This window comes from Aeromonas jandaei, assembly GCF_037890695.1.
Taxonomy (GTDB): Bacteria; Pseudomonadota; Gammaproteobacteria; order Enterobacterales; family Aeromonadaceae; genus Aeromonas; species Aeromonas jandaei.
In genome coordinates this window covers 367,421-392,198 of sequence record NZ_CP149571.1, presented here as the reverse complement: position 1 = coordinate 392,198, position 24,778 = coordinate 367,421, and the positions used below count along the sequence as shown (strand labels likewise).

Below are 24,778 nucleotides of genomic sequence, written 5' to 3'. Positions count from 1 at the left end.
ATCGAGCGGCTTTTTGCTTTTGGTCATTAGATATCAAAGACATCCCTGTCCTGTTTTTTCCTGCTTGAGTTTGCACATGAAAAAGGGCGCCGCAGCGCCCTTTTTATCGTGCCAGATGGCCCCGTTTATAGCCGGAAGTTACCAACCAGTTTATCCAGCTGGGCAGAGAGCTGCTGCAGGCTGCGGCTCGATTCGGTGAGCTGGTGGGCGATATCGGCCGTCTCCATGGTGAGCTGGTTGATATCCTCCACGTTGCGGTTGATCTCGCCGACCACGCTCGACTGCTCCTCGGTCGCGGTGGCGACCTGGATGTTCATGTCGTTGATCTGGGTGATGTGGGCGGTGATATGGCCGAGCGCGGCGTTGGCTTCATCGGCCTGTGCCACCACTTCCAGACTCTGGTTGCGGCCCTGAGCCATGGCGCTGACGGCGCGGGCGCTCTGATCCTGCAGCCGGTTGATCATCTCCTGGATCTCGGCGGTAGAGGCGGCGGAGCGGTTGGCGAGGTTGCGCACCTCGTCGGCCACCACGGCGAAGCCGCGGCCCTGTTCGCCAGCGCGAGCCGCTTCGATGGCTGCGTTGAGCGCCAGCAGGTTGGTCTGCTCCGAGATACTGCGGATGGTCTCGAGGATGCTGCCGATGGAGTCGGTCTGGCTGGCCAGCGACTCGATAACACCGGCGACCTGCTCGATTTCCCCGGAGAGGCCGACGATGCCGTGGCGGGCCTGTGCCACGATGTGGGCACCGGCATCCGCCTGATCATTGGCCTGCTTGGCGACATCCGCCGCCAGCGAGGCGTTGCCGGCAATCTCGCCCACGGTGGCCCCCATTTCGTGGATGGCGGTAGCCACCTGTACGGTACGGTCACGCTGGGCGGTACAGTTGTGCTGGGTCAGCTGGGCCTTGCTGGCCACCTCGTTGGCCGTCGTGGCCAGCTGACGGGAGTTGCTGGCCACTTGCTCGATGGAGCCGTGGATCTTGGCGACGAAGTTGTTGAAGCCGGTCGCAACCTGGCTCAGCTCGTCACGGCCCTCCACTTTGAGGCGCTGGGTCAGATCGCCATCACCGCTGCCAAGCTCCTTGAACAGACGTGCCAGTTCGTTGAGCGGGCGGCTGACAGAGCCCGCCAGCAGCATACCCATGGCCCCCATGGCGAGTGCGATGACCAGCGAGATCATCAGGATCTGGTTGCGGTTCTGATCCAGCTCGGCGTAGATCTCCGCTTCCGGCACCTGGACGACCAGATACCAGTCGAGCAGCGGGATATAGCTGCTGGCCAGCACCATGGGCTCGCCATTCACTTCGGCGCTGATCACGGCAAAGGGACGCTTGGCCAGCAGGCTGCCACTGTCGCTGCCTGCCAGCTGGCTCAGGTTGTCACGCTCTATCCGGCTGGCATCGGGGTGCAATTTCACCTTGCCGCTGCCATCGACCATAAAGACGATGCCGCTATCTTCCAGCCGGAAGTTGGAGACCATGGCAACCATGGAGTCGAGGGATTTGGCAAAGCCGGCCAGTCCGCGACCATTGAGCTGCTGGAAGTTGACGAACAGCTTCATCTCGCCGGTGCTCTCGCGGAAGATGCTGAGAGTCATCTCCTTCTGGCTCTTGGTGTAGTCATAGAACCAGGCATCCTGAGCCGGAGTGAGGTTGCGCAGAAAGCCATCCTGGTTGTAGTAGGCCGCGGTCTGGCGATCGGCAAAGGAGGCGGTGACCAGCCCGTACTGGTTGGCTACATCCTTGAGCTGGTTGATGAGCAGTGGTTCCTGCTCCTTGGGCATGCCCCGATCCACCCAGTCGAGAATAAAGCGGTCGGTGGCCAGCTGCTGTGCCGCACGGGCGATACCGTTGAGATCCTGTTCGATCTCCTTGCTGATGCGTTGGGTCAGGTTGGGCAGCTCCTGTTCGAACATGCGCTTTTCGATCAGTTGCTGAGCGGCGCGCTGGCTGAAGTAGCCCACCAGCAGGCAGGAGATAACGACGGCCAGGGTGACGGTGGCCAGAATTTTCTGTTTGAGGGTCAGGGTTGCCAGCATATAAGAGCCCGAAAGGTAGAGATTGACGACTCTCATATTAGCGGCAGAGAGGGGGCGCCCATGAGCCTTTCGACCCTTTATTTATGGATTGCGTTTGCGCTCACAAGGGGCTGGCGGACAAATAGATCCGGGAGAGGCTGAATTGGCCGGAATGCCGGTTGCGCTTGTGCTCCGGCTCCTTATAGTAGAGGCCATCCTTGGTGACCGGCTTCCTGAACAAGATGGAAAATATGATGCGCAGCGTTCGTGCGGGATGAACCCGACTGCTTTTGATTATGCTGGCGGCCATGCCGCTGCTGGTGCAGGCGGCCGATGGTGGCCGCCCCAAGGTGGCACTGGTGCTCAGTGGTGGCGGTGCCAAGGGCTCGGCCCATATCGGTATCCTCAAGGTACTGGAGCAGAAGCGCATCCCGGTCGACATCATAGTTGGCACCAGCATGGGCTCTTATGTGGCGGGCATGTACGCCATGGGGCTTAGCGCCGAGGAGGTGGAGCGTACGACGCTAGCCATCGACTGGAACAAGGGTTATCAGGACAAGGTGGGCCGTGATGAGCTCTCCCTGCGCAAGAAGCTGCAGACCGAGAAGTATCAGCTACGCACCGATATCGGCGTCAATGGCGACACCATTCAGCTGCCGGATGGTTTCTTTCAGGGCCAATCCATGGCCAGCTTGCTGCGCACAGCCACCTCCAACCTGCCGGCGCTGAAGAGCTTCGATGATCTGCCGATCCCTTATCGTGCCATGGCAACCGATATGGAGACGGTCACCCCTTACGTGCTCGATCACGGCAGTCTGGCCAAGGCGATGCAGGCTTCCATGTCCATTCCGGGGGCGCTCAAGCCGGTGGAGTGGGATGGCCGGATTCTGGCCGATGGCGGTGCGGTCAACAACATGCCGGTGGACGTGGCCAAGGCGATGGGAGCCGATGTGGTGATCGCGGTGGATATCAGTGCCAGGCTGCGCACCCGCGAGTCCCTCAAGTCCGGCCTTGCCATGATCGACCAGCTCACTACCTACATGACCCAGGTCGGCACCGACAAGCAGAAGGCGCTGCTGGGGCCCAAGGATATCCTGCTCACTCCCGAGTTTGGCGACATGGGGATCGCCGATTTCGCCCGGATGCCGGAGGGGATCAAGATAGGCGAGGCAGCGGCCGAGAAGGTGTCGCTGGAACTCGACAAGCTCTCCCTGAGCAAGGAGCGCTACAACGAGTACCGCAACCGCAAGCTGAGTCGCCGTGCCGAACGCAGCGGCCTGCCCGCCTACTACATCGACAAGGTGGAGATCATCAACAAGTCGCGTCTATCCGACGAGACGGTGCGCGCCATGCTGGATGTGCGACCGGACAAGATCCAGACCAACGAGAGTCTGGAGGCGGGCATTCGCCGCCTCTATGCGCTGGAGTCGTTCGATCGCATTACTTACGAGGTGGATGAGCGCGATGGCGAGAACGTGCTGGTGGTCGATGCCAGCGAGAAGAACTGGGGGCCGGGTTACCTCAACTTCCAGTTCGGCTTCTCCGACGATTTCGAGAACACCTCCAACTACAACGTCGGCATGTCCTACACCCTCACCAACGTCAACAACTGGGGCGGGGAGTGGCTGACCGAAGCATCGCTTGGCACGGCCAAACATATCAAGACCGACTTCTATACCCCGCTGGAGCCCTCCCAGACCTTCTTTGGCGAGGCAAGTCTGGCCTATGACAAAACCCAGCGCCGGGTCTTCAACTCCGAACCGAATACATTGACCTATCTCGACAGTGACTACTCCTTCTTCAGCTCTGAGCTGGCCGTTGGCTGGAACAGTCAGCCATGGAGCCGCATCTACACGGGGCTTGAAGGTCGGGTAGGCAATATCGATCTGAAAAACTTCAAGAATACCAGTGTGGATGCAACCGCCTGGGGGCCCTTCGTTCGCTTTGAGCACGATACCCTCGACAGCCTCTACTTCCCCTACTCGGGCGAGAGGTGGGACATCAAACTGGGTTATTCCCATGTCGATCTGACCGGGGGAGAGCTGGATCAGAGTAGCCGCGACGAGGGGTGGAACTACAACTTCTCCATGATCAAGCCCTGGTCATGGGGTCGTCACAGCCTCAACCTGATGCTGGAGGGCGGCGGTTCCAGCAGTCAGGAGGCGCTGCCGCTCTATATCCAAGACCTGGGTGGGCTGTTCCGTCTCTCCGGCTTCCAGCGTTATCAGCTGAGTGGTCGCTACAGCCTGTTTGGCGGGTTGCGCTACATCTACCGAGTCGCGGACAACGACTTCGGTGCCCTCAAGATGCCGCTCTATCTGGGCGGCTCCCTCGAGCAGGGCGGGGTGTGGGACAAGGGTGAAGATATCAGCTTTGACAGCTCCTTCACTGCTGGCTCCGTCTATGTGGGGGTCGAGAGCTTCCTTGGCCCGGTGTTCCTCGGCTACGGCATGGCGGAGGAGGGGAATGGCGTCTTCTATCTGCAATTGGGCACTACGTTCCAATAATGGATAAATGATGCGTATTTGTTAACTCTGCATCCAGGCTGACATTTAATTTTCAAAAAATACCAGTCTGTTTAATTGGTTACGGTTTTGTGTTGAATTGGTTAACAGAGTTTGGATTTTAATTGGTCGTTAAAACTTATATAGTGGGGAGCACCCTACGGGGTGTCCCGCAAGGACGATCGCCGCGAGCGTGGGCGAACCCCAAAAAAAGACCAAAGAGGAATTAGTCGTGCTTGAAACATACCGTAAACACGTCGCAGAACGTGCTGCCGAGGGCGTGGTTGCCAAACCTCTGGACGCAGAGCAGGTCGCCGCCCTGGTCGAGCTGCTCAAGAACCCGCCCGCCGGCGAACAAGACTTTCTGAAAGAGCTGTTGTCCTCCCGAATTCCCCCCGGTGTTGATGAAGCGGCCTATGTCAAAGCCGGTTTCCTCACCGCCGTCGCCAAGGGCGAAGCCCACTCTCCCATCCTGACTGCTGCCGAAGCCGTTGAACTGCTGGGCACCATGCAGGGTGGTTACAACATTCAGCCGCTGATCGACCTGCTGGACGATGCGACCCTGGCTCCTCTTGCTGCCAAGGGCCTCTCCCACACCCTGCTGATGTTCGACTCCTTCCACGACGTGGAGGAGAAGGCCAAGGCGGGCAATGCCCACGCCAAGCAGGTGATGCAATCCTGGGCAGATGCCGAGTGGTTCCTCTCGCGCCCGGAGCTGGCCGAGAAGATCACCGTCACAGTGTTCAAGGTGACCGGCGAAACCAACACTGACGACCTCTCTCCTGCACCGGACGCCTGGTCCCGCCCGGATATTCCGCTGCACGCCCTGGCGATGTTGAAAAACGCCCGTCCCGGCATCACCCCCGACAAGGATGGCGCCATTGGCCCGATCAAGACCATCGACGCCCTGAAAGAGAAGGGTTTCCCGCTGGCCTATGTGGGCGATGTAGTCGGTACCGGCTCTTCCCGTAAATCCGCTACCAACTCGGTGCTCTGGTTTATGGGCGACGACATTCCGTTCGTGCCGAACAAGCGCGCTGGTGGCGTGGTGCTGGGTGGCAAGATTGCCCCGATCTTCTTCAACACCATGGAAGATGCCGGCGCCCTGCCCATCGAGGTGGACGTTTCCGGACTTGCGATGGGCGATGTGATCGACATCTACCCGTTTGCCGGCAAGATCTGCAAGCACGGCACCGAGCAGGTGCTGGCGCAGTTTGAACTGAAAACCGACGTGCTGATCGACGAAGTGCGCGCCGGTGGCCGTATTCCGCTGATCATCGGACGCGGCCTGACCGACAAGGCCCGCGAAGCGCTGGGTCTGCCGTTCTCCACCGTATTCCGTCGCCCGCAGCCGGTGGCCGATACCGGCAAAGGCTTCACCCTGGCCCAGAAGATGGTGGGCAAGGCGTGTGGCGTGAAGGGCATTCGCCCGGGTACCTACTGCGAACCCAAGATGACCACGGTCGGCTCTCAGGACACCACGGGCCCGATGACCCGCGACGAGCTCAAAGATCTGGCCTGCCTCGGCTTCTCCGCTGATCTGACCATGCAGTCCTTCTGCCACACAGCGGCCTATCCCAAGCCCATCGACGTGCAGACCCACCACACCCTGCCGGACTTCATCATGAACCGCGGCGGTGTCTCTCTGCGTCCGGGTGACGGCGTCATCCACTCCTGGCTGAACCGCATGCTGCTGCCGGATACCGTAGGTACCGGTGGTGACTCCCACACCCGTTTCCCCATCGGCATCTCCTTCCCGGCGGGCTCCGGTCTGGTGGCTTTCGCCGCCGCTACCGGCGTGATGCCGCTGGATATGCCGGAATCCGTGCTGGTGCGCTTCAAGGGTGAGCTGCAACCGGGCATCACTTTGCGTGATCTGGTCCATGCCATCCCCTACGCCGCCATCCAGAAAGGGCTGCTGACCGTCGAGAAAGCGGGCAAGAAGAACATCTTCTCCGGCCGCATCCTCGAGATCGAAGGTCTGCCGACCCTGAAGGTGGAGCAGGCGTTCGAGCTGGCAGATGCCAGCGCCGAGCGTTCCGCCGCAGGTTGCACCATCAAGCTGGATAAAGAGCCGATCATCGAGTATCTGAAGTCCAACATCGTGATGCTGAAATGGATGCTCTCCGAAGGCTACGGTGACCCGCGCACCATCACCCGTCGCATCAAGGGAATGGAAGAGTGGCTGGCCAACCCGACCCTGATGGAAGCGGACAAGGATGCCGAGTACGCCGAAATCATCGAGATCGATCTGGCCACCATCAAGGAGCCGATCCTGTGTGCACCGAACGATCCGGACGACGCCCGTCTGCTGAGCGATGTGGCTGGCGACAAGATCGACGAGGTGTTCATCGGTTCCTGCATGACCAACATCGGTCACTTCCGTGCCGCCGGCAAACTGCTCGAGAAGTATCAGGGCGAGCTGCCGACCCGCATGTGGATCGCGCCGCCCACCAAGATGGACAAGGATCAGCTGACCGAAGAGGGCTACTACGGCATCTTCGGCCGGGTCGGTGCCCGCATCGAGATCCCGGGCTGTTCCCTCTGCATGGGCAACCAGGCGCGGGTAGCGGAAGGGGCCTCCGTGGTCTCCACCTCCACCCGTAACTTCCCGAACCGTCTGGGTAAAGGCGCCAACGTCTATCTGGCCTCTGCCGAGCTGGCAGCGGTTGCCGCCATTCTCGGCAAGATCCCGACCGTGGCTGAGTACCTGCAATACGCCAAGGCGCTTGATGCCACTGCGGCAGATACTTACCGCTACCTCAACTTCAACGAGATCGCCTCCTATACCAAGAAGGCCGATGCGGTGATCCTGCAGCAGGCGGTTTAACGCCTAACTGCACAGCTGTAACGAGAAATGCCGCGTAATACGCGGCATTTCTATTTTGCGGCTTTCTATTCTTGAGCCTCTTTCGAAGCTTGTTGCTGCGGGCTGTGATCCAACCACTGTTTTCGCTGTTCGTTTTATAAGTGCTTTGCGTTATGTTGTTTGGTTATGACCAGTCGGGAGATCCCTGCGTTGGTCGGTATGACGTGGATGTCTGCCTGCGGGCGGCTCTGACCAACTGTGGCGTGGCTCTCTATGTTTCTATTCCGGATCGATCTCTCCCGAACCAGGCTGCGTGTTGGCAGTGCCCTGTTGGTTTTTGCCTTGCCGCTGCTGGTGGGCAGCTGGATCATTCACAGCACCTATTTGCAGGATCTGAAATCTGACTCTCGCGACTCGGCGCACAAGGCGAGGCTGCTGCTGGAGGAGATGCTGGACAGGGCCGAGCAGGCCAACCGGGAGGTGTTGCCGTTGGTCAATGCTCCCTGCGCCCAGAACCTGCTGATCCTGAGAAAGACGGTTGCGCTCGAACCGTTTCTGCGTTCGGTCAATCTGGTGCGCGACGGGGTGATCAACTGTACCTCCCTGTTTGGCGAGGCCAATGATGCAGACGACGGTACTATCTACACCGGGCACAAACTGTTGCTGATGAGCGGCAACCGGGTACGCAAGAATCACCCTCTGCTGGTGGTGCGTCTCGAGCAGGGTTCTGATGCAGCCCTGAGCGCCATCGACGGCAGCCAGCTCAGCTTCATGCTCTCCCTGAGCGGCAAGCCGAGCGAGCTGTTTCTGCAGGTCGGTTCGGCCTGGCTTAGCGAGTCGGGTCGCTATCTCGAACGCCTGCCCAGATTGCACCACAGCACCAGCCTTGAACTCTCTTCCCAACGTTACCCCTTCACCATCTATGCCGGCTATACCATGCCGCTCTACTGGCGCTCGCTATGGGAGGCTCGCCAGACTGCTCTACTGTCGCTGGCTGGTGCATCCTTGCTGCTCTCCCTGCTGGTGTGGTGGGTGCTGGGGCGGCCGGGGTCGCCGATGGATGAGTTGCGTCGGGCGCTGCGGGCGAAAGAGTTTGTCCCCTATCTGCAACCGCTGGTGGCCAGCGACACCCGGCGGATGATGGGGGCCGAGGTGCTGATGCGCTGGAACCATGCCACCGAAGGGGTGATCCGCCCCGATCTCTTTATTCCGCAGGCTGAGGAGTCGGGGCTGATCGTCCCCATGACCAGCCAGATGATGCGCAATGTGGCGGCTCAGCTGAGCTGGGTGCAACGCTCTTTGCCCGATGGTTTTCATATCAGTTTCAATATCAGCGCCGCTCACTGTCACGACTTTGCCCTGCTGCAGGAGTGCCGACTGTTCCTCGATCACTTTGCCCCCGGCAAGGTGGTACTGGTGCTGGAGCTGACCGAGCGTGAGCTGCTGGTGGCGGATCCCAAGACCCTCTCCCTGTTCCGTCAGCTGGACGAGATGGGGGTCAAGCTGGCAATCGACGATTTCGGGACTGGCCACTCCAGCCTGATCTATCTGCAGCAGTTCCATGTCGACTACCTCAAGATCGACCAGTCCTTTATCGCCCGTATCGGCACCGAGTCGCTCTCGGAGCATATCGTGGACAACGTGATCGATCTGGCGACTCGCCTCGGGTTGGCGCTGGTGGCGGAAGGGGTAGAAACCAGCAGGCAGGCTGACTACCTCAGAAGCAAGGGGGTCGATTATCTGCAGGGCTTCCTGTTTGCCCGTCCCATGCCGCTGCGCCAGTTCTGCGACGAGCTGTTGCCAAAGGAACAGGAAGAGTCGGCCACCGCGCTGGCGGGCGATATCCCGGGTACGGTATGAGAGACTCGCCGACCAGTACCAAATGATTCCGACAATGTGGCGATAGCGAGAATGAGGCCAATTCCACCAGATTGGCAGGGTCTTGTTTTCCATGCCTTGGCGCCCGCTTTTCGGTAGAATCGTCGCTCATTTTGACGTCAGCAAGAGATGAGGCGCGGTATGACGGTTCAGTTCCAGGCATTTCACAGCATCAAGGCGATTGGTAATCGGGAGGTGCTGTTCAACTGGTCGAGAACCAATCCCCTCGGGGCGCTGGATCAGGTGTGGCGTCCGAAAAACCGCGACGAGCTGCAGCAACTGCTGCGGGAACACCCCGAGCGCAAGCTGCGCCTTATCGGTTCCGGCCTCTCTTTTGAGCCCATTCACAGCGTCTATGCCGAGGGCAGTCAGGCGCTGCTGGTGGACTTGCACCACCTGCGCGGTCAGCTGGCGAAAACCGCCGATACCGTGACCTATCAGGCGGGTACGCCGCTCGACATCGTCTACGGCGATCTTATCGCCATGGAGCGGATGCTGCCGGCTTCCCCCGGGGTTATCGGCATCCAGACTCTGGGCGGCGCGCTCAGCACCGGCACCCACGGTCAGGGGCTTCACCAGTCTGCCCTCTGCGATGCGGTGGAGGCGATGACCGTGATGCTGGCCAATGGCGAGATCATCCGGGTGGATCGCACCGACCCGCGCTTCGGTGCCTTCGTGATGGGGATGGGGATGCTCGGCATCCTGCTCGACGTTACCCTGCGTACCGTGCCGAACCGCATCATGCGCTGCACCAAGTTCACCACCGATTACCCCTTCCTCCTGGAGCACAACGAGCGGCTCAACCGCGAGCACGGCTTCGTGAAGAGCTGGTGGTTTGCCTGGACTGGCGAGAGCCACATCTGGCTGGTGGATCCCGCCTCCGATGACGAGGTGGCCCGCTACCGCGCCGGTGGCAGCGAGCCGCTGCTGCTGGATGGCGATATCGACGCCCGCATGAATGCCACCATAGATGCCACCCTGCAGAAGATGGCGAAAGATACCAAGGATGAGGCGCTGGCCGGTGAGCACTTCGAGACGGTGCGCCGCTTCAAGGATGCCTCCGATCTGGTGGGCAACGTCTACCAGATCCTCTGCAAGGGGATCCCGGCCCCCCAGATCAACTGTGAAGTGGCGGTACCGCTGCATCGTATGAACGAGGCGCTGGAGACTCTGCAAGCGTGGCAGCAGGCCAATCCGGGCGTGTTGCACTACCCCTTTATCCTGCGCTGCACCGGCCCTTCCGAGGCGTGGCTCAGTGCCGCTTACGGCCAGCCGGTCTGCTGGATCGGTTTTCTGGTCTATCTGGCGGCGGACGGCACCTTCGTCAACGGCTCCATGGAGCAGATGCGCGAGCTGCAGCAACTGCTGGTGCCGCTCGGCGGCATCCCCCATTTCGGCAAGCATCTGGCGATGGATCTCTACGACTTCCCGGCTCTGCTGCCGCGCTGGAACGACTTCGTGGCCTTGCAGCGTGAGCTAGACCCCCACGGCCGCTTTGAAAACCGCTGGCTCAGCGACCTGTTTGCCAACCGGTAAGGATCTGACATGACCGATATGCAAGATACCCGTATCCCCGTGACCCTGCTGACCGGCTTTCTCGGCAGCGGCAAGACCACCTTGCTTAACCACTGGGTCAAGCAGCCGGAACTCGGCGAGTGTGCGGTGCTGATCAACGAGTTCGGCTCGGTGGGGCTGGATCACCATCTGGTGCAGCAGGTCGATGAGCAGGTGATGCTGCTCGACTCCGGCTGCATCTGCTGCTCGGTGCAGGGCTCTCTGGTGGAGGCGTTGCAGGGGCTCTTTATGAAGGCCATCCAGCGCAAGATCAAACCGTTCAAGCGGCTGATTATCGAGACCACTGGTCTGGCCGATCCGGCCCCCGTGCTCTTTACCTTGCGCGAAGAGGGCTTTATCGCCCAGCGCTACCGCTTCGATGGCACCGTTACCGTGGTGGATGCCGGCCATATCGAACAGCAGCTTGCAGCCCAGTATGAGGCGGTGAAGCAGGTGGCGCTGGCGGATCTGCTGGTGGTGAGCAAGGGCGATCTGGTGGATGGCGAGCAGCTGGCTCGGGTCGAAACCCAGCTGGCGGCACTCAATCCGGCGGCGCCGCTCCAGCTGGTGACCAATGGCGAGCTTTCGCCCAAGGTGCTGGAGAAGCTGGGCGCCTACAACGAAGCGGCCGGGCGCGATGTGCGCCAGCTGCTGGCCTGGCTGCGCACCGAATCCCCCAGGCAGGGGCTGGCGTCACCGATGCAGCCGAAGATGCAACCGTTCGCCGCCAAGGTGGGCACAGCTGCGCCCACCCACTTCGAGCACGGCAACATCGAAAGTTTCTCTTTGCGCATCGGCGAACCGCTCAAGCCCTCTCGTCTGCTGGCCGCCATCGATGCGGTGCAGGCCCAATACGGCGATGCCCTGCTGCGCCTCAAGGGGATCTTGCAGCTGGAAGGAGAGAGCCAGCCGGTGGTGATCCACGGCGTCCACGGTCAGCTCTATCCGCTGCAGGCACTGGGTGAGTGGCCGGAGGGCAAGGCCCAGTCCCGACTGGTGTTTATCGTGAAAACTCAGGACAAGGCGGGGATAGAGCGGCTGTTCCTTGATACGCTCAAGGCTCCCGAGCCCAGCCTCGAAGAGCAGCTCAAGGCCATGCTTGGCCAGCCGGATGCCTGATGTCTGACATGACCCGCCCGTAACAACGAGAGCGGGTCTTTTTATTCCTGAAGTGGAGGTGGTCTGTTATGGCGGAAGTTTCACTCGGGGTGACCCCGGCCCAGCGCAAGTGGCTGCCCATGCTGGCGGCAGTCGGCTTTTTCATGCAGTCGCTGGATGGCACCATTCTCAATACCGCCCTGCCCAGCATGGCCGAGACGCTGGGGGAGAGCCCGCTGCAGATGCAGTCGGTGGTGATCGCCTACATGCTGACGGTGGCCCTGCTCATCCCGGCCTCCGGCTGGCTGGCGGACAGGTTCGGTACCCGTCGCATCTATCTGGCGGCAATCTCGCTGTTCACCCTCGGTTCGCTGGCTTGTGCCGCTTCCGGTTCGCTCTCGATGCTGGTGGCAGCCCGGGTGCTGCAGGGGATTGGCGGCGCGCTGTTGATGCCGGTGGGACGACTGGCTGTACTGCGGGTCTATGACAAGCGGGAGCTGCTGCGGGTGATGTCGTTCGTCACCATTCCGGGGCTGCTCGGCCCGCTGATGGGGCCAGCGCTCGGTGGCTGGCTTGTCGAGGTGGCGAGCTGGCACTGGGTCTTTCTGATTAACCTGCCGGTGGGGGTGATCGGCTTTATGGCGAGCTGGTACTTCATGCCGGATCTGCGTCAGGCGACCGCCCGTTTTGACTGGCAGGGCTTCGTGCTGTTCAGCCTCGGCATGGTGCTGGTATCGGTCGGTTTGCAGGGGCTGGGGGAGCACAGCATCTCCACCGGCTGGGCACTGTTTGCGCTGATTTTCGGGCTGGCGGCGATGGCGAGCTACTGGCTCTATGCCGCCAATGCGGAGCAGCCGCTCTTCAGCCTGAATCTGTTCAAGACCGCCACCTTCGCCATCGGTGTCTGGGGCAACCTGTTTGCCCGCCTCGGCAGCGGTGCCATGCCGTTCCTCACCCCGCTCTTTCTGCAACTGGGGCTCGGCTTCTCCCCGAGCAAGGCGGGGATGACCATGATCCCGACGGTACTTGGCGCCATGCTGACCAAGACGCTGGTGAACAAACTCATCCCCAGGGTGGGCTATCGCCGGATCCTGATCGGCAACACCCTGTTGCTCGGCGCCATGATTGCCAGCTTCTACTTTATCGACAACCAGCTTCCCTATGGCGTGCTGCTGGGCTGGCTGGCGATCTTCGGCGCCATCAACTCGCTGCAGTTCTCCGCCATGAACACTCTCACGCTGCAAGATCTCAGCCCGACCCTGGCCAGTAGCGGCAATGGCCTGCTCTCGGTGGTGATGCAGCTCTCCATGAGTTTGGGGGTAGCGATTGCCGCCAGCCTGCTGGGGCTCTTCTCGGCGGGTACCTCAGCGGCCAACGGCCAGTGGCTGGCAGGGTTCCACCTTACCTACCTCTGTGTCGGTTTGCTCTCCATGCTGGCTGCGCTGATCTTCGCTCAGCTGGCACGCGATGGTGTTACGCCGTCGTCACGGGCAGATAGCTGACTTCGCAGGGGAGCTGCGCCAACACCTCAGCCAGATGGGCCGTCTCCAGCAGAAAGGTCTGCTCGGGGTGGCCCGGGGTCCAGGTGAAGGCGGAGTGGCTGAGCAGTTGCGGATCCACCAGTAGGGGAATATCGGCGCGGGGCAGGAAGGGGCAGACGGCTCCCGGCAGGCAGCCAATCTCAGCCTGCATCTCTTCGGCGCTGCAGATGGAGGGCTTGGCACCGAGCGCGGCCTTGACCGCCTTGTTGTCGAGCCTACCATCCCTGTGGGTCAGCAGCAGGGCGAAGCGGCCATCCTTGAACTTGATAAAGAGGGTCTTGCTGAACTCCGCCTGCCAGCCGAAGCGGGCTTTGACCTTCTCATCGGTGGCGTAGTCGAGGATGGGTTCGTGTTCGAAGCGCTGGTGGGGCAGGGTGGTGAGCAGCTGGCAGTTGAAATGGTGAATGGTATCGAGTGGCATAAGGTTCTCCTGTAGTGGGCGCTATCCTGCCACTCTCGCAGGGGCTGGCCCAATGACACTTTCTTATCCGTGATAAGCAACCTTGTCCGTGAAACGACAAGGGCACCGCGAGGTGCCCTTGTAGATCAGTGGTGCTGCAGCTCCCGCGCTTCCCAGTGAAAGGGAATGGGGCACAGCTGCTGGGAGGCCTTGTCGTAGCTCTCCCACAGCTCGCCCATGGTGCGGCCATCGATGGGGTGGCGTAGTCCGGGTGCCAGCTCGGCCAGCGGCCAGAGCACGAAAGCGTTGGTAAGGATCTCGCCGCGCGGCAGTACCAGCGGCGTCTCGCAGACCAGCTCGCCATAGAGCAGCAGGTCTAGATCCAGCGTGCGCGGGGCGAACTTCTTGGCATCCGGCTCGCGACCGTGGGCGAACTCCATCTCGCGCAGCTGCTGGCAGACGGTAACCAGCGGCAGGTCGGTCTCGGCAGCGGCAACAAGGTTGTAGAAGGGGCGGCCATTGAAGCCCACCGCTTCACTCTCGAACACTCGGGAGACCCGCAGCTCACCGAAGGCAGCGTGCAACGCATCGAGGCCGGCGCGAATATGGCGCTCTCGCTCGATGTTGGAACCAAGGCTGATATAGATAGTGGTCATCAGTTGCTGCTCGCCGCCGGGGTGCGGTGGCGCAGGATCTCGACGCCGACACCGGCGGCATTGGGTACGGCGCCCGGCTTGGTGAGGGTCACCTTGACCCACTGCACCCGCTCGTCGGCGAGTACCAGCATGGCGACCTGCTCGGCCATGGTCTCGACCAGCTCGACTACCTTGCCTGTGACATGCTCGCAGATCTTGTTGGAGAGGTCGGCATAATCCAGTGCCAGATTGATGTCGTCGGTTGCGGCGGCGGGGCGGTTGTCGAACCCCATCTCGAGGTCAAAACGGAGCTTCTGGCGAATGCCTTTCTCCCACTCATATACACCTATGGTGGTCAAAACCTCGAGTCCGCGAATAAACACCTTGTCCATGACTGTACTTCTTCTTTACTCTTGATGGGCTGTGATGACAGCGCAGGGATGCTGGCCGGGCAACAGGCTTGCCGAGGCGCTCTGGGTGGGCATGGGCCCATGCCAGCGTTGTGGCCCGCATCATACCCCATTCATATCGTGGTAAAAACGACCAAGATGACGGCCCTGACGATTTTGATGATTATTCTGGCCTACCTGGGTGGTTCACTATCCAGTGCTGTGCTGGTCTCCCGCTGCAGCGGTCTGCCCGACCCGCGGGATCATGGTTCCCACAACCCCGGCGCCACCAATGTGCTGCGCCTCGGTGGCCGGCTGGCGGCGCTGGTGGTGCTGTTGCTCGATGTGCTCAAGGGAACGGCGCCTGTCTATCTTGCCTGGTATCTGCAGATAAAGCCGGTCTACCTCGGCTTTATCGGGGTGGCCGCCTGTCTTGGCCACATGTATCCCATCTTCTTTCATTTTCGCGGTGGCAAGGGGGTGGCGACGGCGCTGGGCACCATGATGCCGCTCGGCTTCACCATGGGGGGCGCTGTCATCTGCACCTGGCTGCTGGTGTTGCTGGCAAGCGGCTACTCTTCGCTGGCCTCCATCATTACCGTGCTGCTGACGCCACTCTTTACCTACCTGCTCAAACCCGAATACACCCTCCCTGTCTCGCTGCTCTCCTGCCTTATCCTGATCCGCCATCACGAGAACATCTCCCGCCTGCTCAAGGGGGAAGAACCCAGAGTCTGGCGGCGAAAAGGGTGTGCCTGTGGTGAGGAAGTGGGAAAAACGGGTGATGTTGAGCAAAAAAGAGACGAACGAGACAAAAAGTAAAATTTCCCGTTGACCATCCGCCTTAAAATCCGTTTAATAGCGCCCACGCCCAGATAGCTCAGTCGGTAGAGCAGGGGATTGAAAATCCCCGTGTCGGCGGTTCGATTCCGTCTCTGGGCACCAAATTTTGGTGCCATGAAATAAAAAATTTGTTCATGCACAATGGTTTAAAGTGTGCCGGCTTAGCTCAGTAGGTAGAGCAACTGACTTGTAATCAGTAGGTCACCAGTTCGATTCCGGTAGCCGGCACCATTTGCCCAGATAGCTCAGTCGGTAGAGCAGGGGATTGAAAATCCCCGTGTCGGCGGTTCGATTCCGTCTCTGGGCACCACTAATAATTCCTCCTTAGCTCAGTCGGTAGAGCGACGGACTGTTAATCCGCAGGTCGCTGGTTCGAGCCCAGCAGGAGGAGCCAAACCGAAAAGCCCTTGTCGCAAGACAAGGGCTTTTTTTCTTTGGTTCAATACCGCTTTTTTACCATAACAACAATCACACACGCACAGAATGACGGCAGGATAGATATGGAAAATCAAGTAGTTATAGACTCAAAGGGGCGACTGGCCACCATCCGCGAGTGGCTTGAGCCCGTGCTGGTGCTGCTGATCCTGGGCTGCCTGTTTGGCTACCTCGGCAGCCAGATGGGCCTCTCCGCCATGGTCAACACCCTGTTCAATACCGCTCACCAGCTGCTGCTCAATACCGTGCTCTTCATCATGGGGATCACCGTACTTTCCGGCGCTCTGAGCCAGCTGTTGAGCGAATTCGGGGTGATCCGCCTGCTGGAGGTGCTGCTGGCACCCCTGATGAAGCCGGTGTTCCGCTTGCCGGGGCGCACCGCGCTGGCGGCGCTGATGACCTTCTTCTCCGATAACCCGGCGGTGATCAGCCTCGCCAAGGACAGCCGCTTTCGCAAGGGCTTCACTCCGTGGCAACTGGTGTCTCTGACCAATTTTGGTACCGCCTTCGGTATGGGCCTGATCGTGGTGACCTTTATGGCCACCCTGCAGCTGCCGGGCGGCGAATCCACTGCCAGCGCAGCGCTGATCGGTCTGCTCGGCGCTCTGGTTGGCTCGGTGGTCTCTACCCGACTGATGCAGCGGATGATCCGCCCGCTGGTGGGCGAGGTGCTGGACGATGAGCCGACTGATGCCAAGGGGCATAAAGTCGGGGTCAGCAAGGAGGCGGCCCCCGGCTGGCTGCGGATCCTCAACTCATTGCTCGATGGCGGCAAATCCGGTGTGGAGCTGGGGATGGCGGTGATCCCGGGTGTGCTGATCATCAGCACCTTCGTGATGCTGCTTACCTTCGGCCCGGGGGAGAAGGGCTATACCGGCGAAGCGTTTCAAGGGGTAGCCTTGCTGCCGGTGCTGGCCGCCAAGGCTGGCTGGCTGTTTGATCTGCTATTCGGCTTCCAGCAGCCGGAGCTGGTCGCCTTCCCGGCTACCTCGCTCGGCGCAGTCGGTGCAGCCATGTCGCTGGTGCCCCCCTTTATCGCCAAGGGGTGGATCACTGGTAACGAGGTGGCAGTGTTTACCGCCATGGGGATGTGCTGGAGCGGCTTTTTGAGCACCCACACCGCCATGCTCGATGCCCTCGGCTATCGCCACCTCACCTCCCGCGCCATCGTCGCCCATACGGTCGGCGGTCTGTGCGCCGGGGTGGCAGCGCACCAGCTTTATATGCTGCTGGGCTGAGCAGAGTGAAAAGAGAGAGGGGCGCTGCGGTGCCCCTCTCTGTATCCTGCTGACGAAAATCGCCTATTCGTTATGGCCGATCAGGCTCTGCGCGATCACCGCTTCCGGCATCATCTCCTGCAGTCCGGCGACCAGTTTTTCCCCCGCCTCATGCAGCGCAGCCAGCGGCATCTCGGGCAGGCTCTCCAGAATGAACCACATCTGGCCCGAATCGACACTCAATCGGGTGCGCACACCCTGCCGCCAGTTCCAGCGCCGACAGGTCACCCCCTTGTCATCCCGCCAGACCACCTCGCCGGGCTCCACCGCTTCGTGGGTCGGCTCGCCCCCCTTCATGGTATCGAACTGCTCGCTGCCATCGGCCACCACCAGTCGCGGCAACCCCTCATAGGCGAGCTGGTTTTCGCCCCCCACCGGAATGGCGTAGCGGATGCTGATGGCGTTGTAGAGATCGACTACGGGATCGATGGCGGGCAGGTTGCCATCGCGGGCGACCCGCTTTCTCAGAGCGTCGGCGGAACAGGGAGTCCGCTGCGGCTTGGCGCCGAACTTTCTGAACAGCTCGCCCCAGGCGGCGAGATGCGCCTCTGCCCACGGCACATCGGCGGTCAGCATGGCGCTGCAGGCTTCATCGAGCGCACGCGCCCCCACGTTCGGGTCGACCACGGCGGCGGCCTGCACCGTGATGCTTAAAGCGCGAAAGCCGGGAGCCAACTGGCTGACTTCGGGGGAGATATGGGGGGTAATCAGGGACATAGCGACTCCATAAACGAAAAAGGCAGGGAGAAGGCGGCTGCCGGCCAGCATAACGGTGACGGCAAATCCGGTTTGAGAGCCATCTTGCGCGAACATGTCAGATAAGAAAATTTACATGATCTTAATCGCCATAAGTTTCATGAATGAAAAATGATGTGATCGAGGGGATGGCGGGCATGTACCGGCATATAGCGAAGAGGATCCCTGCCGTCTCCGGTTTGCTGCGGCAATGCCCCTTTGCCGCTTCGATCTGCAGCGGCAGCCGCTGGCCGCCCGGCTCTCGTGTGATGACCTCAGTTGCAATCCCCGAACACAAGGCGGCGATTCAAATCACTCGGTGACTCAATGAGTTGGTTTCGCCCTGCGCTGTTCACTGCATTCTGGCCCCGCTTATGCACTCCTCCTGGCAACACCATCAAGGGTCGTTGTCGCGGAGAGATATCATGATCAGCAGCCTGCTTCCCCTTGCCTCGATCGCCCTCAAGCTGGGCAGCCAGCTGCTTGGCAGCAGTAGCAAACCCCAGCCCGTGCAGCCTGCCGTACAGGAGGAACACCTAGCCCCGACCGTCCAGAGCCTGTTCCAGCGATTTGGTATCAAGGATGCCGATAGCGAACAGAACCGCGCTGCCATCAACCACTTTATGGGTGAGCTGATGCAGACCCTGGGGCAGGAGAATGGTGGCCAATCCCTCCCGGCTGCCATCGACAGCGCCCGCAACCAGCTGGCGAGCGGCACCCAGAGCACCCGCCTCAATGCGCTGCAAAGTGAGCTCGATACCCTCAAGGATTCCCTCGGTGCCAGCCATCTCAACCTCGACCAGCTGCTCGGTGCCTTTAAGCAGACCCTGCCCAATGGCAAGGGGGAGGGGGTTGGCAAGCTGCTCAATGCCAGCGCCTGAACGGCGGTGAACAATAAAAAACGGCAACCTCGGGTTGCCGTTTTGCTTTCAACTTTGGATGACAAGCCGGTTGGCTTAACCCACCCGCTTGGCCAGCCACTGCTCTGCGGCGGTAAGGGCCGCTTCTACCTGCTCGCGGGCAACGCCGCCTTTGGCGACCCGCTTGGCCAGGGTCGCTTCCAGTTCCAGATTGGGGTAGACGTCGAACTCGATCACCGGGCTGAAGCGCTGGAACTCGCCGATGGAGAGCTCCTCCAACGGACGGCCCACGCTGATGGCGAATACCACGGTTTCGCCGACGATATGGTGCGCTTCACGGAATGGAATCCCCTTGGCCACCAGATAGTCCGCCAGCTCGGTAGCGTTGGCATAGCCGCCCTGCGCCGCCGCCATGGTGCGCTCGCCATTGACCTTCAGATCGATCAGCACCAGCGCCGCCATATCGAGGCAGTCGTGCCAGGTGTCGAGGGCATCGAACAGCCCCTCCTTGTCTTCCTGCATGTCCTTGTTGTAGGCCAGCGGCAGCGCCTTGAGGCTCATCAACATGCCCATCTGGGCGCCGACCACCCGGCCGGTCTTGCCACGGATCAGCTCCAGCGCATCCGGGTTTTTCTTCTGCGGCATCAGCGACGAGCCGGAGGTGACTGCATCGGAGAGCTCGACAAAGCCCGCCTCGCCGGTGTTGTAGAAGATGAGGTCTTCGGCAAAGCGCGACAGGTGGGTCATGGAGAGGGACGCCACGTGCATCAGCTCCACCACGTGATCCCGATCGGAGACCGAATCTAGGCTGTTGCGGGTGGCGCCGCTAAAGCCCATGTCGAGCGCCAAGGCTTCGCGGTCGATGGCATAGGCGGTGCCCGCCAGCGCGCCGCAGCCGAGGGGGCTGGTGTCGAGGCGCTTGAGGGCATCCTGCAGCCGGGAGTAGTCCCGTTCCAGCATCTCCACATAGGCCAGCGCCCAGTGGGCGTAGGTGACCGGCTGGGCCCGCTGCAGGTGGGTGTAACCCGGCAGCACGGCAGCCTGATTGGCACGGGCGGAGGCCACCAGCCCCTGCTGCAGGGCGGTGATGGAACCGAGCAGCAGCTCGCCCTGCGCCTTGCACCAGAGTTTCAGGTCGGTGGCGACCTGATCGTTGCGCGAGCGGCCGGTGTGCAGCTTCTTGCCAAGATCGCCGACGGCGGCAATCAGCTGGCTCTCGACCCAGGAGTGGATGTCTTCGGCGTCCGAGCTCAGGATCTGCCGGGGATCCTGCTGCACCGAGGCGAGCAGCACTTCCATCGCCTGCTGCAACTTGGCCTGCTCATCGGCGGTCAACACGCCCACCTTGACCAGCGCTTTGGCCCAGGCCATGGAGCCCTGAATATCCTGCTCCGCCAAGCGGTAATCGAACCGCAGCGAATCGTTGAACTGCTTGAACCGGTTATCGGCTCCCTGACTGAAGCGTCCACCCCAAAGTGCCATACTGCTCTCCTTGAATGCGTTGTCGGCGGCGCCTTGCACCGCCGAGCTTGAAATCGTGCCCTGTTTTTCTGCGAGCCTGTTATCTCACAGAAGCGGCCGGGGCGCTGCCGCTCTTGTCACACCCGCCGATGATGGGTCAGGGGTTATGCCCTCTGCCTGTAGAAGAGGGGGCCATGCCCCCTCAACGGAATCAGCGGGTTATCGCGGTTGCTTAACCGTGGGTATGATCACCACCAATGGCCTGATGCTGCTCCTTCATGGCGCGGATCCGGCTGGCCAGGGTGTAGAGACGGATAAAGCCTTCGGCATGGCTCTGGTCATACACTTCATCGGCCCCGAAAGTGGCGAAGTCTTCGGAGTAGAGGCTGTTCGGCGACTTCTTCTGCACCGCAGTGACCTGACCCTTGTACATCTTCAGCACCACTTCACCATCCAGATCTTCGGCGATGGCGTTGGCAGAGGCGAGGATCGCCTTGCACAGCGGGGTGAACCAGCGACCGTCATAGACCAGATGGGAGAACTCGGCACCCAGCTTCTCCCGCCAGGCGCGGGTCGGGCGATCCAGGACCAGCTCTTCCACGGCGCGCAGCGCGGCGACCATCACGGTACCGCCCGGGGTCTCGTAGCAGCCACGGGACTTCATCCCCACCATCCGGTTTTCGGTGATGTCGATGCGGCCCACGCCGTGCTTGCCAGCACGCTCGTTCAGGGTCATCAGGATCTGGTGCGGGCTGAGCGGCTGGTCGTCAACGGCCACCACTTCACCCTGCGCCACGGTCAGCTTGACGTACTCCGGCTGATCCGGAGCCTGCTCGGCCGGTACGGTCCACTGCCAGACCGCTTCGGACGGCTCGTTCCAGGTGCTCTCCAGCTCGCCACCTTCGGTGGAGATGTGCCAGGCGTTGGCATCGCGGCTGTAGATCTTCTTCAGGGTCGCCTTGCAGGGGATGTTGCGGGTCTCCAGATAGGAGAGCAGATCTTCCCGGGAGCGCATGTCCCAGATCCGCCACGGGGCGATCACTTTCAGCTGGGGCGCCAGCGCGGCAACCGCACCTTCGAAACGCACCTGATCGTTACCCTTGCCGGTGCAGCCGTGGGAGATGGCATCGGCCCCTTCCGCCAGCGCGGCCTCGACCATCGCCCTGGCGATCACCGGACGAGCCATGGAGGTGCCCAGCAGATAGGTGCCTTCATAGACGGCGCCAGTCTTCAGGGTCGGGTAGACGTACTCTTTGACGAACTCTTCCCGCAGATCCTTGATGATGCACTTGGTGGCGCCGGAGGCGATGGCTTTTTGCTCGATCCCTTCCAGATCGTCGCGCTCCTGACCGACATCAGCTACGAAGGCGATGATTTCGGCGTCATAGTGCTCTTTCAGCCAGGGAATGATGGCCGAGGTATCCAGTCCACCCGAGTAAGCCAGTACGATCTTGTTGATTCCGCTCATTTTACTTCTCTCCATGATGATTCGATAAAGGGTCGTGATTCAGGTTGAGTGCCGCGTTACTTGCCGCCGAGAAGGGTCAGCAACACGGCGTTCTGGATATGCATCCGGTTTTCGGCCTCGTCCATGATGAGGGAGGCGGGGCCATCCATCACCTGCGAGGTGATCTCCAGCTCCCGGTGCGCCGGTTGGCAATGCAGCACGTGCTGGATGCCGGTGCGGTCGAGCAGGGCATGGTTGATCTGGTAAGGCATAAAGAGGTCTTTGACCTGCTCCATCGGGGTGTTGTCGCCCATGGAGACCCAGGTGTCGGTGTAGGCCACGTCGAACCCTTCGATATCCGCCACGTCATCGCTGATGTGGATGGTCGCCCCCGACTTGGTCGCCAGTGCCTGCGCCTGCAGGAAGATCTGGGTATCCGGGCCGTGGCCTTTCGGGCAGATGAGGGTGACGTCGGTGCCGAGGGTCGCCCCCAGCAGCAGCAGAGAGTGGCTGACGTTGTTGCCATCACCGAGGTAGGCAAGCTTCACCTTCGACAGGTCGTCGTAGTGCTCGGCAATGGTCATAAAGTCGGCCAGCCCCTGACAGGGGTGATAGAGGTTGCACAGGCTGTTCACCACCGGCACTGTGCCGTGCGCTGCCAGCTCGACCAGGGTCTGGTGATCGAACACCCGGGCGACGATGGCATCACACCAGCGCGACAGGTTGGCGGCGAAATCCTTCACCGACTCCCGCTTGCCCAGCGCGCCGTTCTGCTGATCCAGATAGACGCTGTGGCCGCCCAGCTTGGCGATACCGATGTCGAAGGTGACCCGGGTACGCAGGGAGGGTTTCTCGAACAGGGTGACCACGCTCTTGCCCGCCAGCGCCTGGCTGTACTTCTTCGGGTCGGCCTTTACTGCTTTGCCCAGCGCAATCAGCGCCTCGATCTGGGCTTTGTTCAGATCACTGTCTTTCAGAAGATGTTGCATCGGATGTTCCTTGTTCCGGTGGAGATCAAATGGCCACTTGGGTGCCGACCGCGCCGCCAGCCAGCAGCTTGAGCAGCTGATCCGGGTAACGCCAGCTGGCGACACAGACCGGCTTGCCGAGGGTCTGGGCGGCGTGCAGGGCCGCTTCTACCTTGACCGCCATGCCGTCGCGGATCACCCCTTTCTCCATCAGATCCAGTGCGGTCAGCTTGTCGAGCTGGGGCACCAGCTTGCCCTTGCCATCGAGGATGCCGCTCACGTCGGAGAGCATCACCAGATCGGCACCGAGCGCCTCGGCAATGGCGGTGGCCGCCTGATCCGCGTTGACGTTCATCAGTTGCCCGTCGGCGGTGATGCCGATGGAGCTCACCACCGGCAGGAAGCCCTGACCGAGGATCCCCGCCACCAGTGCCGGGTTGCCCGGCTTGCACTCGCCGACTGCACCGAGATCCGGGTCGAGCTGGGTCACCTGACAGAGGCCGCCATCTGCCAGACAGAGCCCCACCGCCGGAATGCCGGTGGCGATCGCCTTGGCCATCATCTGCTTGTTGGCAGTGCCCGCCAGCGCTCCGGCAATGAAGGGGATCTGTTCGAACGGGGTTACCCGCAGGCCGTTCTTCTTGGTGGAGGTAAGACCCAGCCCCTTGAGCAGGTCATCCACTAGACAGCCACCGCCGTGCACCAGCACCAGCGGGCGGTGCTGCTCGTCGAGAAAGGTTTTGAGGGTGGCGAACAGGGCGGTCAGCGCCTCGTCGTTCTCGATAAGGGCGCCGCCCAGCTTGATTACCAACGTCTGTTTGTCCATGTTCGAGATCCTTCCTAAGTCCTTAAATCAGGCCGGTGGCCGGTTCAAATCCGAATTTGATATTTATGCACTGAATGGCTTGCGAGGCGGCGCCCTTGAGCAGGTTGTCGATGGCAGAGACCACCACCAGCATGTTGCCCTGCTGTTGCCAGGCGATATCGCAGTAAGGGGTGTTTGCCACACCGCGAATAGAGGGCATCTGGCCGGTGAGGCGCACCAGCGGCTTGCCTTCATAAGCCTTGAGGAAGGCCTGATCCACCTGGGTGGGGGTGACGCCGTCCGCCAGCTGCACATAGATGGTGGCCAGAATGCCGCGCACATAGTTGCCAAGGTGGGGCTGGAACAGCACCTCCTTGCCGAGGTGGTGGCTGATCTCCGGCTGGTGTCTGTGATTGAAGGTGCCGTAGGGATTGAGGCTCACTTCGCAGAAGCTGGTGTTGATGGCGGCCTTGCGCCCGGCCCCGGAGACCCCGGAGACGGCGTTGATGATGGGCTGCCACCCCTTGGCAATCAGGCCATCCTGCTGCAGCGGCTTGAGGGCGCACAGCGATGCGGTCGGGTAGCAACCGGGCACGGCGATCAGCTGGGCGCTGGCGATGGCCTCGGCATTCCACTCCGCCAGACCATAGACGGCCTGATCCAGCCACTGCTCATTCTGGTGGGTGAAACCATAGAAGCTGTCGTAAAAGCCCTGATCCTTGACCCGGAAGGCGCCGGAGAGATCAAACACCGGCAGCCCCTTGGCGAGAAACTTGGGGGCGAGCTCGGCGCTCACCTCGTGGGCGGTGGCCAGTAGCACCAGATCAGCCTGGGTCAGGATCCGGGTCATGCCATCCTCGTCCAGTGGCAGCAGCGGCTGATCGAGGGCGCCGACCCACTGGGGATGCAGGGAAGAGAAGCGCTTGTGGGCATCCTGACTGCCGGCGGAGACATAGAGGCCGAACAGTTTGAGTTGTGGATGGTTCTGTACCAGTGCGGCCAGTTCGGCTCCCGCGTAGCCACTGGCACCGACGATAACGGTGTTGAGCATGTTTGAATATTCCAAATCAGAGTTCGAGATTCACAGCGTGGTGCTGCGGTGCACAAGGGTGTTCGATCGCCCC

General features: G+C 61.2%; 19 protein-coding genes and 4 tRNA genes. 13 read left to right on the top strand and 10 right to left on the bottom strand.

The annotated features are described in order from the left end of the window. Nucleotides 1–125 precede the first annotated feature (125 nt). A complete protein-coding gene (locus WE862_RS01935; protein WP_042033211.1) occupies nucleotides 126–2,036 on the bottom strand; it encodes a methyl-accepting chemotaxis protein in 1,911 nt (636 codons plus the stop codon). A 275-nt stretch (nucleotides 2,037–2,311) separates the two neighbouring features. Here WE862_RS01935 and WE862_RS01930 point away from each other — a divergent pair, with 275 nt between their 5' ends. The 6 genes from WE862_RS01930 (at nucleotide 2,312) to mdtD (ending at nucleotide 13,360) form a co-directional block, all read left to right on the top strand. Then, entirely contained in the window at nucleotides 2,312–4,522 is a 2,211-nt protein-coding gene (locus WE862_RS01930) for a patatin-like phospholipase family protein (RefSeq protein WP_339058746.1), read from the top strand. Between the two features lie 229 nt (nucleotides 4,523–4,751). Then, nucleotides 4,752–7,349 (top strand): bifunctional aconitate hydratase 2/2-methylisocitrate dehydratase, encoded by a 2,598-nt coding sequence (acnB, locus tag WE862_RS01925; protein ID WP_041210666.1) that lies wholly within the window; start codon nucleotides 4,752–4,754, stop codon nucleotides 7,347–7,349. Nucleotides 7,350–7,601: 252 nt separating this feature from the next. Then, complete coding sequence (locus tag WE862_RS01920; RefSeq protein ID WP_042033213.1) at nucleotides 7,602–9,188, top strand: EAL domain-containing protein; 1,587 nt, start codon at nucleotides 7,602–7,604, stop codon at nucleotides 9,186–9,188. 159 nt (nucleotides 9,189–9,347) lie between these two features. Next, nucleotides 9,348–10,742, top strand: a complete 1,395-nt coding sequence (locus WE862_RS01915; protein ID WP_042033215.1) for a D-arabinono-1,4-lactone oxidase — start codon at nucleotides 9,348–9,350, stop codon at nucleotides 10,740–10,742. A 9-nt stretch (nucleotides 10,743–10,751) separates the two neighbouring features. Next, nucleotides 10,752–11,879 carry a CobW family GTP-binding protein gene (locus WE862_RS01910; protein WP_042033216.1) on the top strand — a complete coding sequence of 376 codons (1,128 nt, stop codon included), beginning with the start codon at nucleotides 10,752–10,754 and terminating at the stop codon, nucleotides 11,877–11,879. Nucleotides 11,880–11,947: 68 nt separating this feature from the next. After that, on the top strand, nucleotides 11,948–13,360 hold the full coding sequence (gene mdtD / locus WE862_RS01905; protein ID WP_042033219.1) for a multidrug transporter subunit MdtD: 1,413 nt from the start codon (nucleotides 11,948–11,950) through the stop codon (nucleotides 13,358–13,360). Here the strand turns inward: mdtD and WE862_RS01900 are convergent. The 3 genes from WE862_RS01900 to folB form a co-directional block, all read right to left on the bottom strand. Then, nucleotides 13,332–13,820, bottom strand: coding sequence for a YbaK/EbsC family protein (locus WE862_RS01900; protein ID WP_042033223.1), 489 nt, complete (start codon nucleotides 13,818–13,820; stop codon nucleotides 13,332–13,334). The two genes, mdtD and WE862_RS01900, sit on opposite strands and share 29 nt — an antisense overlap. Before the next feature lie 125 nt (nucleotides 13,821–13,945). Further along, nucleotides 13,946–14,455, bottom strand: a complete 510-nt coding sequence (gene folK / locus WE862_RS01895; RefSeq protein WP_042033225.1) for a 2-amino-4-hydroxy-6-hydroxymethyldihydropteridine diphosphokinase — start codon at nucleotides 14,453–14,455, stop codon at nucleotides 13,946–13,948. Further along, a complete protein-coding gene (gene folB / locus WE862_RS01890; protein WP_005356584.1) occupies nucleotides 14,455–14,826 on the bottom strand; it encodes a dihydroneopterin aldolase in 372 nt (123 codons plus the stop codon). Before folB ends, folK begins: the two co-directional genes overlap by 1 nt. Nucleotides 14,827–14,982: 156 nt before the next feature. Between folB and plsY the strand changes: the two genes are divergently transcribed. From plsY to WE862_RS01860, 6 genes are all read left to right on the top strand, one after another. Further along, nucleotides 14,983–15,645 (top strand): glycerol-3-phosphate 1-O-acyltransferase PlsY, encoded by a 663-nt coding sequence (gene plsY / locus WE862_RS01885; protein WP_042033227.1) that lies wholly within the window; start codon nucleotides 14,983–14,985, stop codon nucleotides 15,643–15,645. Nucleotides 15,646–15,692: 47 nt separating this feature from the next. Next, a tRNA-Phe gene (locus tag WE862_RS01880) sits at nucleotides 15,693–15,768 on the top strand. 53 nt (nucleotides 15,769–15,821) lie between these two features. After that, nucleotides 15,822–15,897: transfer RNA gene (locus WE862_RS01875), tRNA-Thr, on the top strand. 3 nt (nucleotides 15,898–15,900) lie between these two features. After that, nucleotides 15,901–15,976, top strand: a tRNA-Phe gene (locus tag WE862_RS01870). An 8-nt stretch (nucleotides 15,977–15,984) separates the two neighbouring features. Next, nucleotides 15,985–16,060, top strand: a tRNA-Asn gene (locus WE862_RS01865). A gap of 106 nt (nucleotides 16,061–16,166) precedes the next feature. Then, nucleotides 16,167–17,339: a CD0519/CD1768 family membrane protein gene (locus tag WE862_RS01860; RefSeq protein WP_042033230.1), complete on the top strand. Its 1,173-nt coding sequence runs from the start codon at nucleotides 16,167–16,169 to the stop codon at nucleotides 17,337–17,339. Between the two features lie 63 nt (nucleotides 17,340–17,402). Here the strand turns inward: WE862_RS01860 and WE862_RS01855 are convergent, their stop codons facing one another. Next, a complete protein-coding gene (locus tag WE862_RS01855; RefSeq protein ID WP_042033231.1) occupies nucleotides 17,403–18,095 on the bottom strand; it encodes a B3/B4 domain-containing protein in 693 nt (230 codons plus the stop codon). A gap of 443 nt (nucleotides 18,096–18,538) precedes the next feature. Between WE862_RS01855 and WE862_RS01850 the strand changes: the two genes are divergently transcribed. Then, nucleotides 18,539–18,994, top strand: a complete 456-nt coding sequence (locus tag WE862_RS01850) for a hypothetical protein (protein ID WP_042033236.1) — start codon at nucleotides 18,539–18,541, stop codon at nucleotides 18,992–18,994. A gap of 75 nt (nucleotides 18,995–19,069) precedes the next feature. Here WE862_RS01850 and argH read toward each other — a convergent pair whose 3' ends face one another. The 5 genes from argH to argC form a co-directional block, all read right to left on the bottom strand. Continuing rightward, entirely contained in the window at nucleotides 19,070–20,455 is a 1,386-nt protein-coding gene (argH, locus tag WE862_RS01845; protein ID WP_042033237.1) for an argininosuccinate lyase, read from the bottom strand. 211 nt (nucleotides 20,456–20,666) lie between these two features. Next, on the bottom strand, nucleotides 20,667–21,902 hold the full coding sequence (locus WE862_RS01840; RefSeq protein WP_042033238.1) for an argininosuccinate synthase: 1,236 nt from the start codon (nucleotides 21,900–21,902) through the stop codon (nucleotides 20,667–20,669). Nucleotides 21,903–21,958: 56 nt separating this feature from the next. After that, nucleotides 21,959–22,870 (bottom strand): ornithine carbamoyltransferase, encoded by a 912-nt coding sequence (locus WE862_RS01835; protein WP_042033239.1) that lies wholly within the window; start codon nucleotides 22,868–22,870, stop codon nucleotides 21,959–21,961. A gap of 25 nt (nucleotides 22,871–22,895) precedes the next feature. Further along, nucleotides 22,896–23,675, bottom strand: a complete 780-nt coding sequence (gene argB, locus WE862_RS01830; protein WP_042033241.1) for an acetylglutamate kinase — start codon at nucleotides 23,673–23,675, stop codon at nucleotides 22,896–22,898. A 22-nt stretch (nucleotides 23,676–23,697) separates the two neighbouring features. Beyond that, nucleotides 23,698–24,705 carry an N-acetyl-gamma-glutamyl-phosphate reductase gene (gene argC / locus WE862_RS01825; RefSeq protein WP_042033244.1) on the bottom strand — a complete coding sequence of 336 codons (1,008 nt, stop codon included), beginning with the start codon at nucleotides 24,703–24,705 and terminating at the stop codon, nucleotides 23,698–23,700. Nucleotides 24,706–24,778 lie beyond the last annotated feature (73 nt).

Coding starts and splice junctions, on each gene's coding strand:
- WE862_RS01935 (WP_042033211.1), bottom strand. CDS start 2,036: ATGCTGGCAACCCTGACCCTCAAACAGAAAATTCTGGCCACCGTCACC.
- WE862_RS01930 (WP_339058746.1), top strand. CDS start 2,312: ATGCTGGCGGCCATGCCGCTGCTGGTGCAGGCGGCCGATGGTGGCCGC.
- WE862_RS01920 (WP_042033213.1), top strand. CDS start 7,602: ATGTTTCTATTCCGGATCGATCTCTCCCGAACCAGGCTGCGTGTTGGC.
- WE862_RS01915 (WP_042033215.1), top strand. CDS start 9,348: ATGACGGTTCAGTTCCAGGCATTTCACAGCATCAAGGCGATTGGTAAT.
- WE862_RS01910 (WP_042033216.1), top strand. CDS start 10,752: ATGACCGATATGCAAGATACCCGTATCCCCGTGACCCTGCTGACCGGC.
- mdtD (WP_042033219.1), top strand. CDS start 11,948: ATGGCGGAAGTTTCACTCGGGGTGACCCCGGCCCAGCGCAAGTGGCTG.
- WE862_RS01900 (WP_042033223.1), bottom strand. CDS start 13,820: ATGCCACTCGATACCATTCACCATTTCAACTGCCAGCTGCTCACCACC.
- folK (WP_042033225.1), bottom strand. CDS start 14,455: ATGACCACTATCTATATCAGCCTTGGTTCCAACATCGAGCGAGAGCGC.
- folB (WP_005356584.1), bottom strand. CDS start 14,826: ATGGACAAGGTGTTTATTCGCGGACTCGAGGTTTTGACCACCATAGGT.
- plsY (WP_042033227.1), top strand. CDS start 14,983: ATGACGGCCCTGACGATTTTGATGATTATTCTGGCCTACCTGGGTGGT.
- WE862_RS01860 (WP_042033230.1), top strand. CDS start 16,167: ATGGAAAATCAAGTAGTTATAGACTCAAAGGGGCGACTGGCCACCATC.
- WE862_RS01855 (WP_042033231.1), bottom strand. CDS start 18,095: ATGTCCCTGATTACCCCCCATATCTCCCCCGAAGTCAGCCAGTTGGCT.
- WE862_RS01850 (WP_042033236.1), top strand. CDS start 18,539: ATGATCAGCAGCCTGCTTCCCCTTGCCTCGATCGCCCTCAAGCTGGGC.
- argH (WP_042033237.1), bottom strand. CDS start 20,455: ATGGCACTTTGGGGTGGACGCTTCAGTCAGGGAGCCGATAACCGGTTC.
- WE862_RS01840 (WP_042033238.1), bottom strand. CDS start 21,902: ATGAGCGGAATCAACAAGATCGTACTGGCTTACTCGGGTGGACTGGAT.
- WE862_RS01835 (WP_042033239.1), bottom strand. CDS start 22,870: ATGCAACATCTTCTGAAAGACAGTGATCTGAACAAAGCCCAGATCGAG.
- argB (WP_042033241.1), bottom strand. CDS start 23,675: ATGGACAAACAGACGTTGGTAATCAAGCTGGGCGGCGCCCTTATCGAG.
- argC (WP_042033244.1), bottom strand. CDS start 24,705: ATGCTCAACACCGTTATCGTCGGTGCCAGTGGCTACGCGGGAGCCGAA.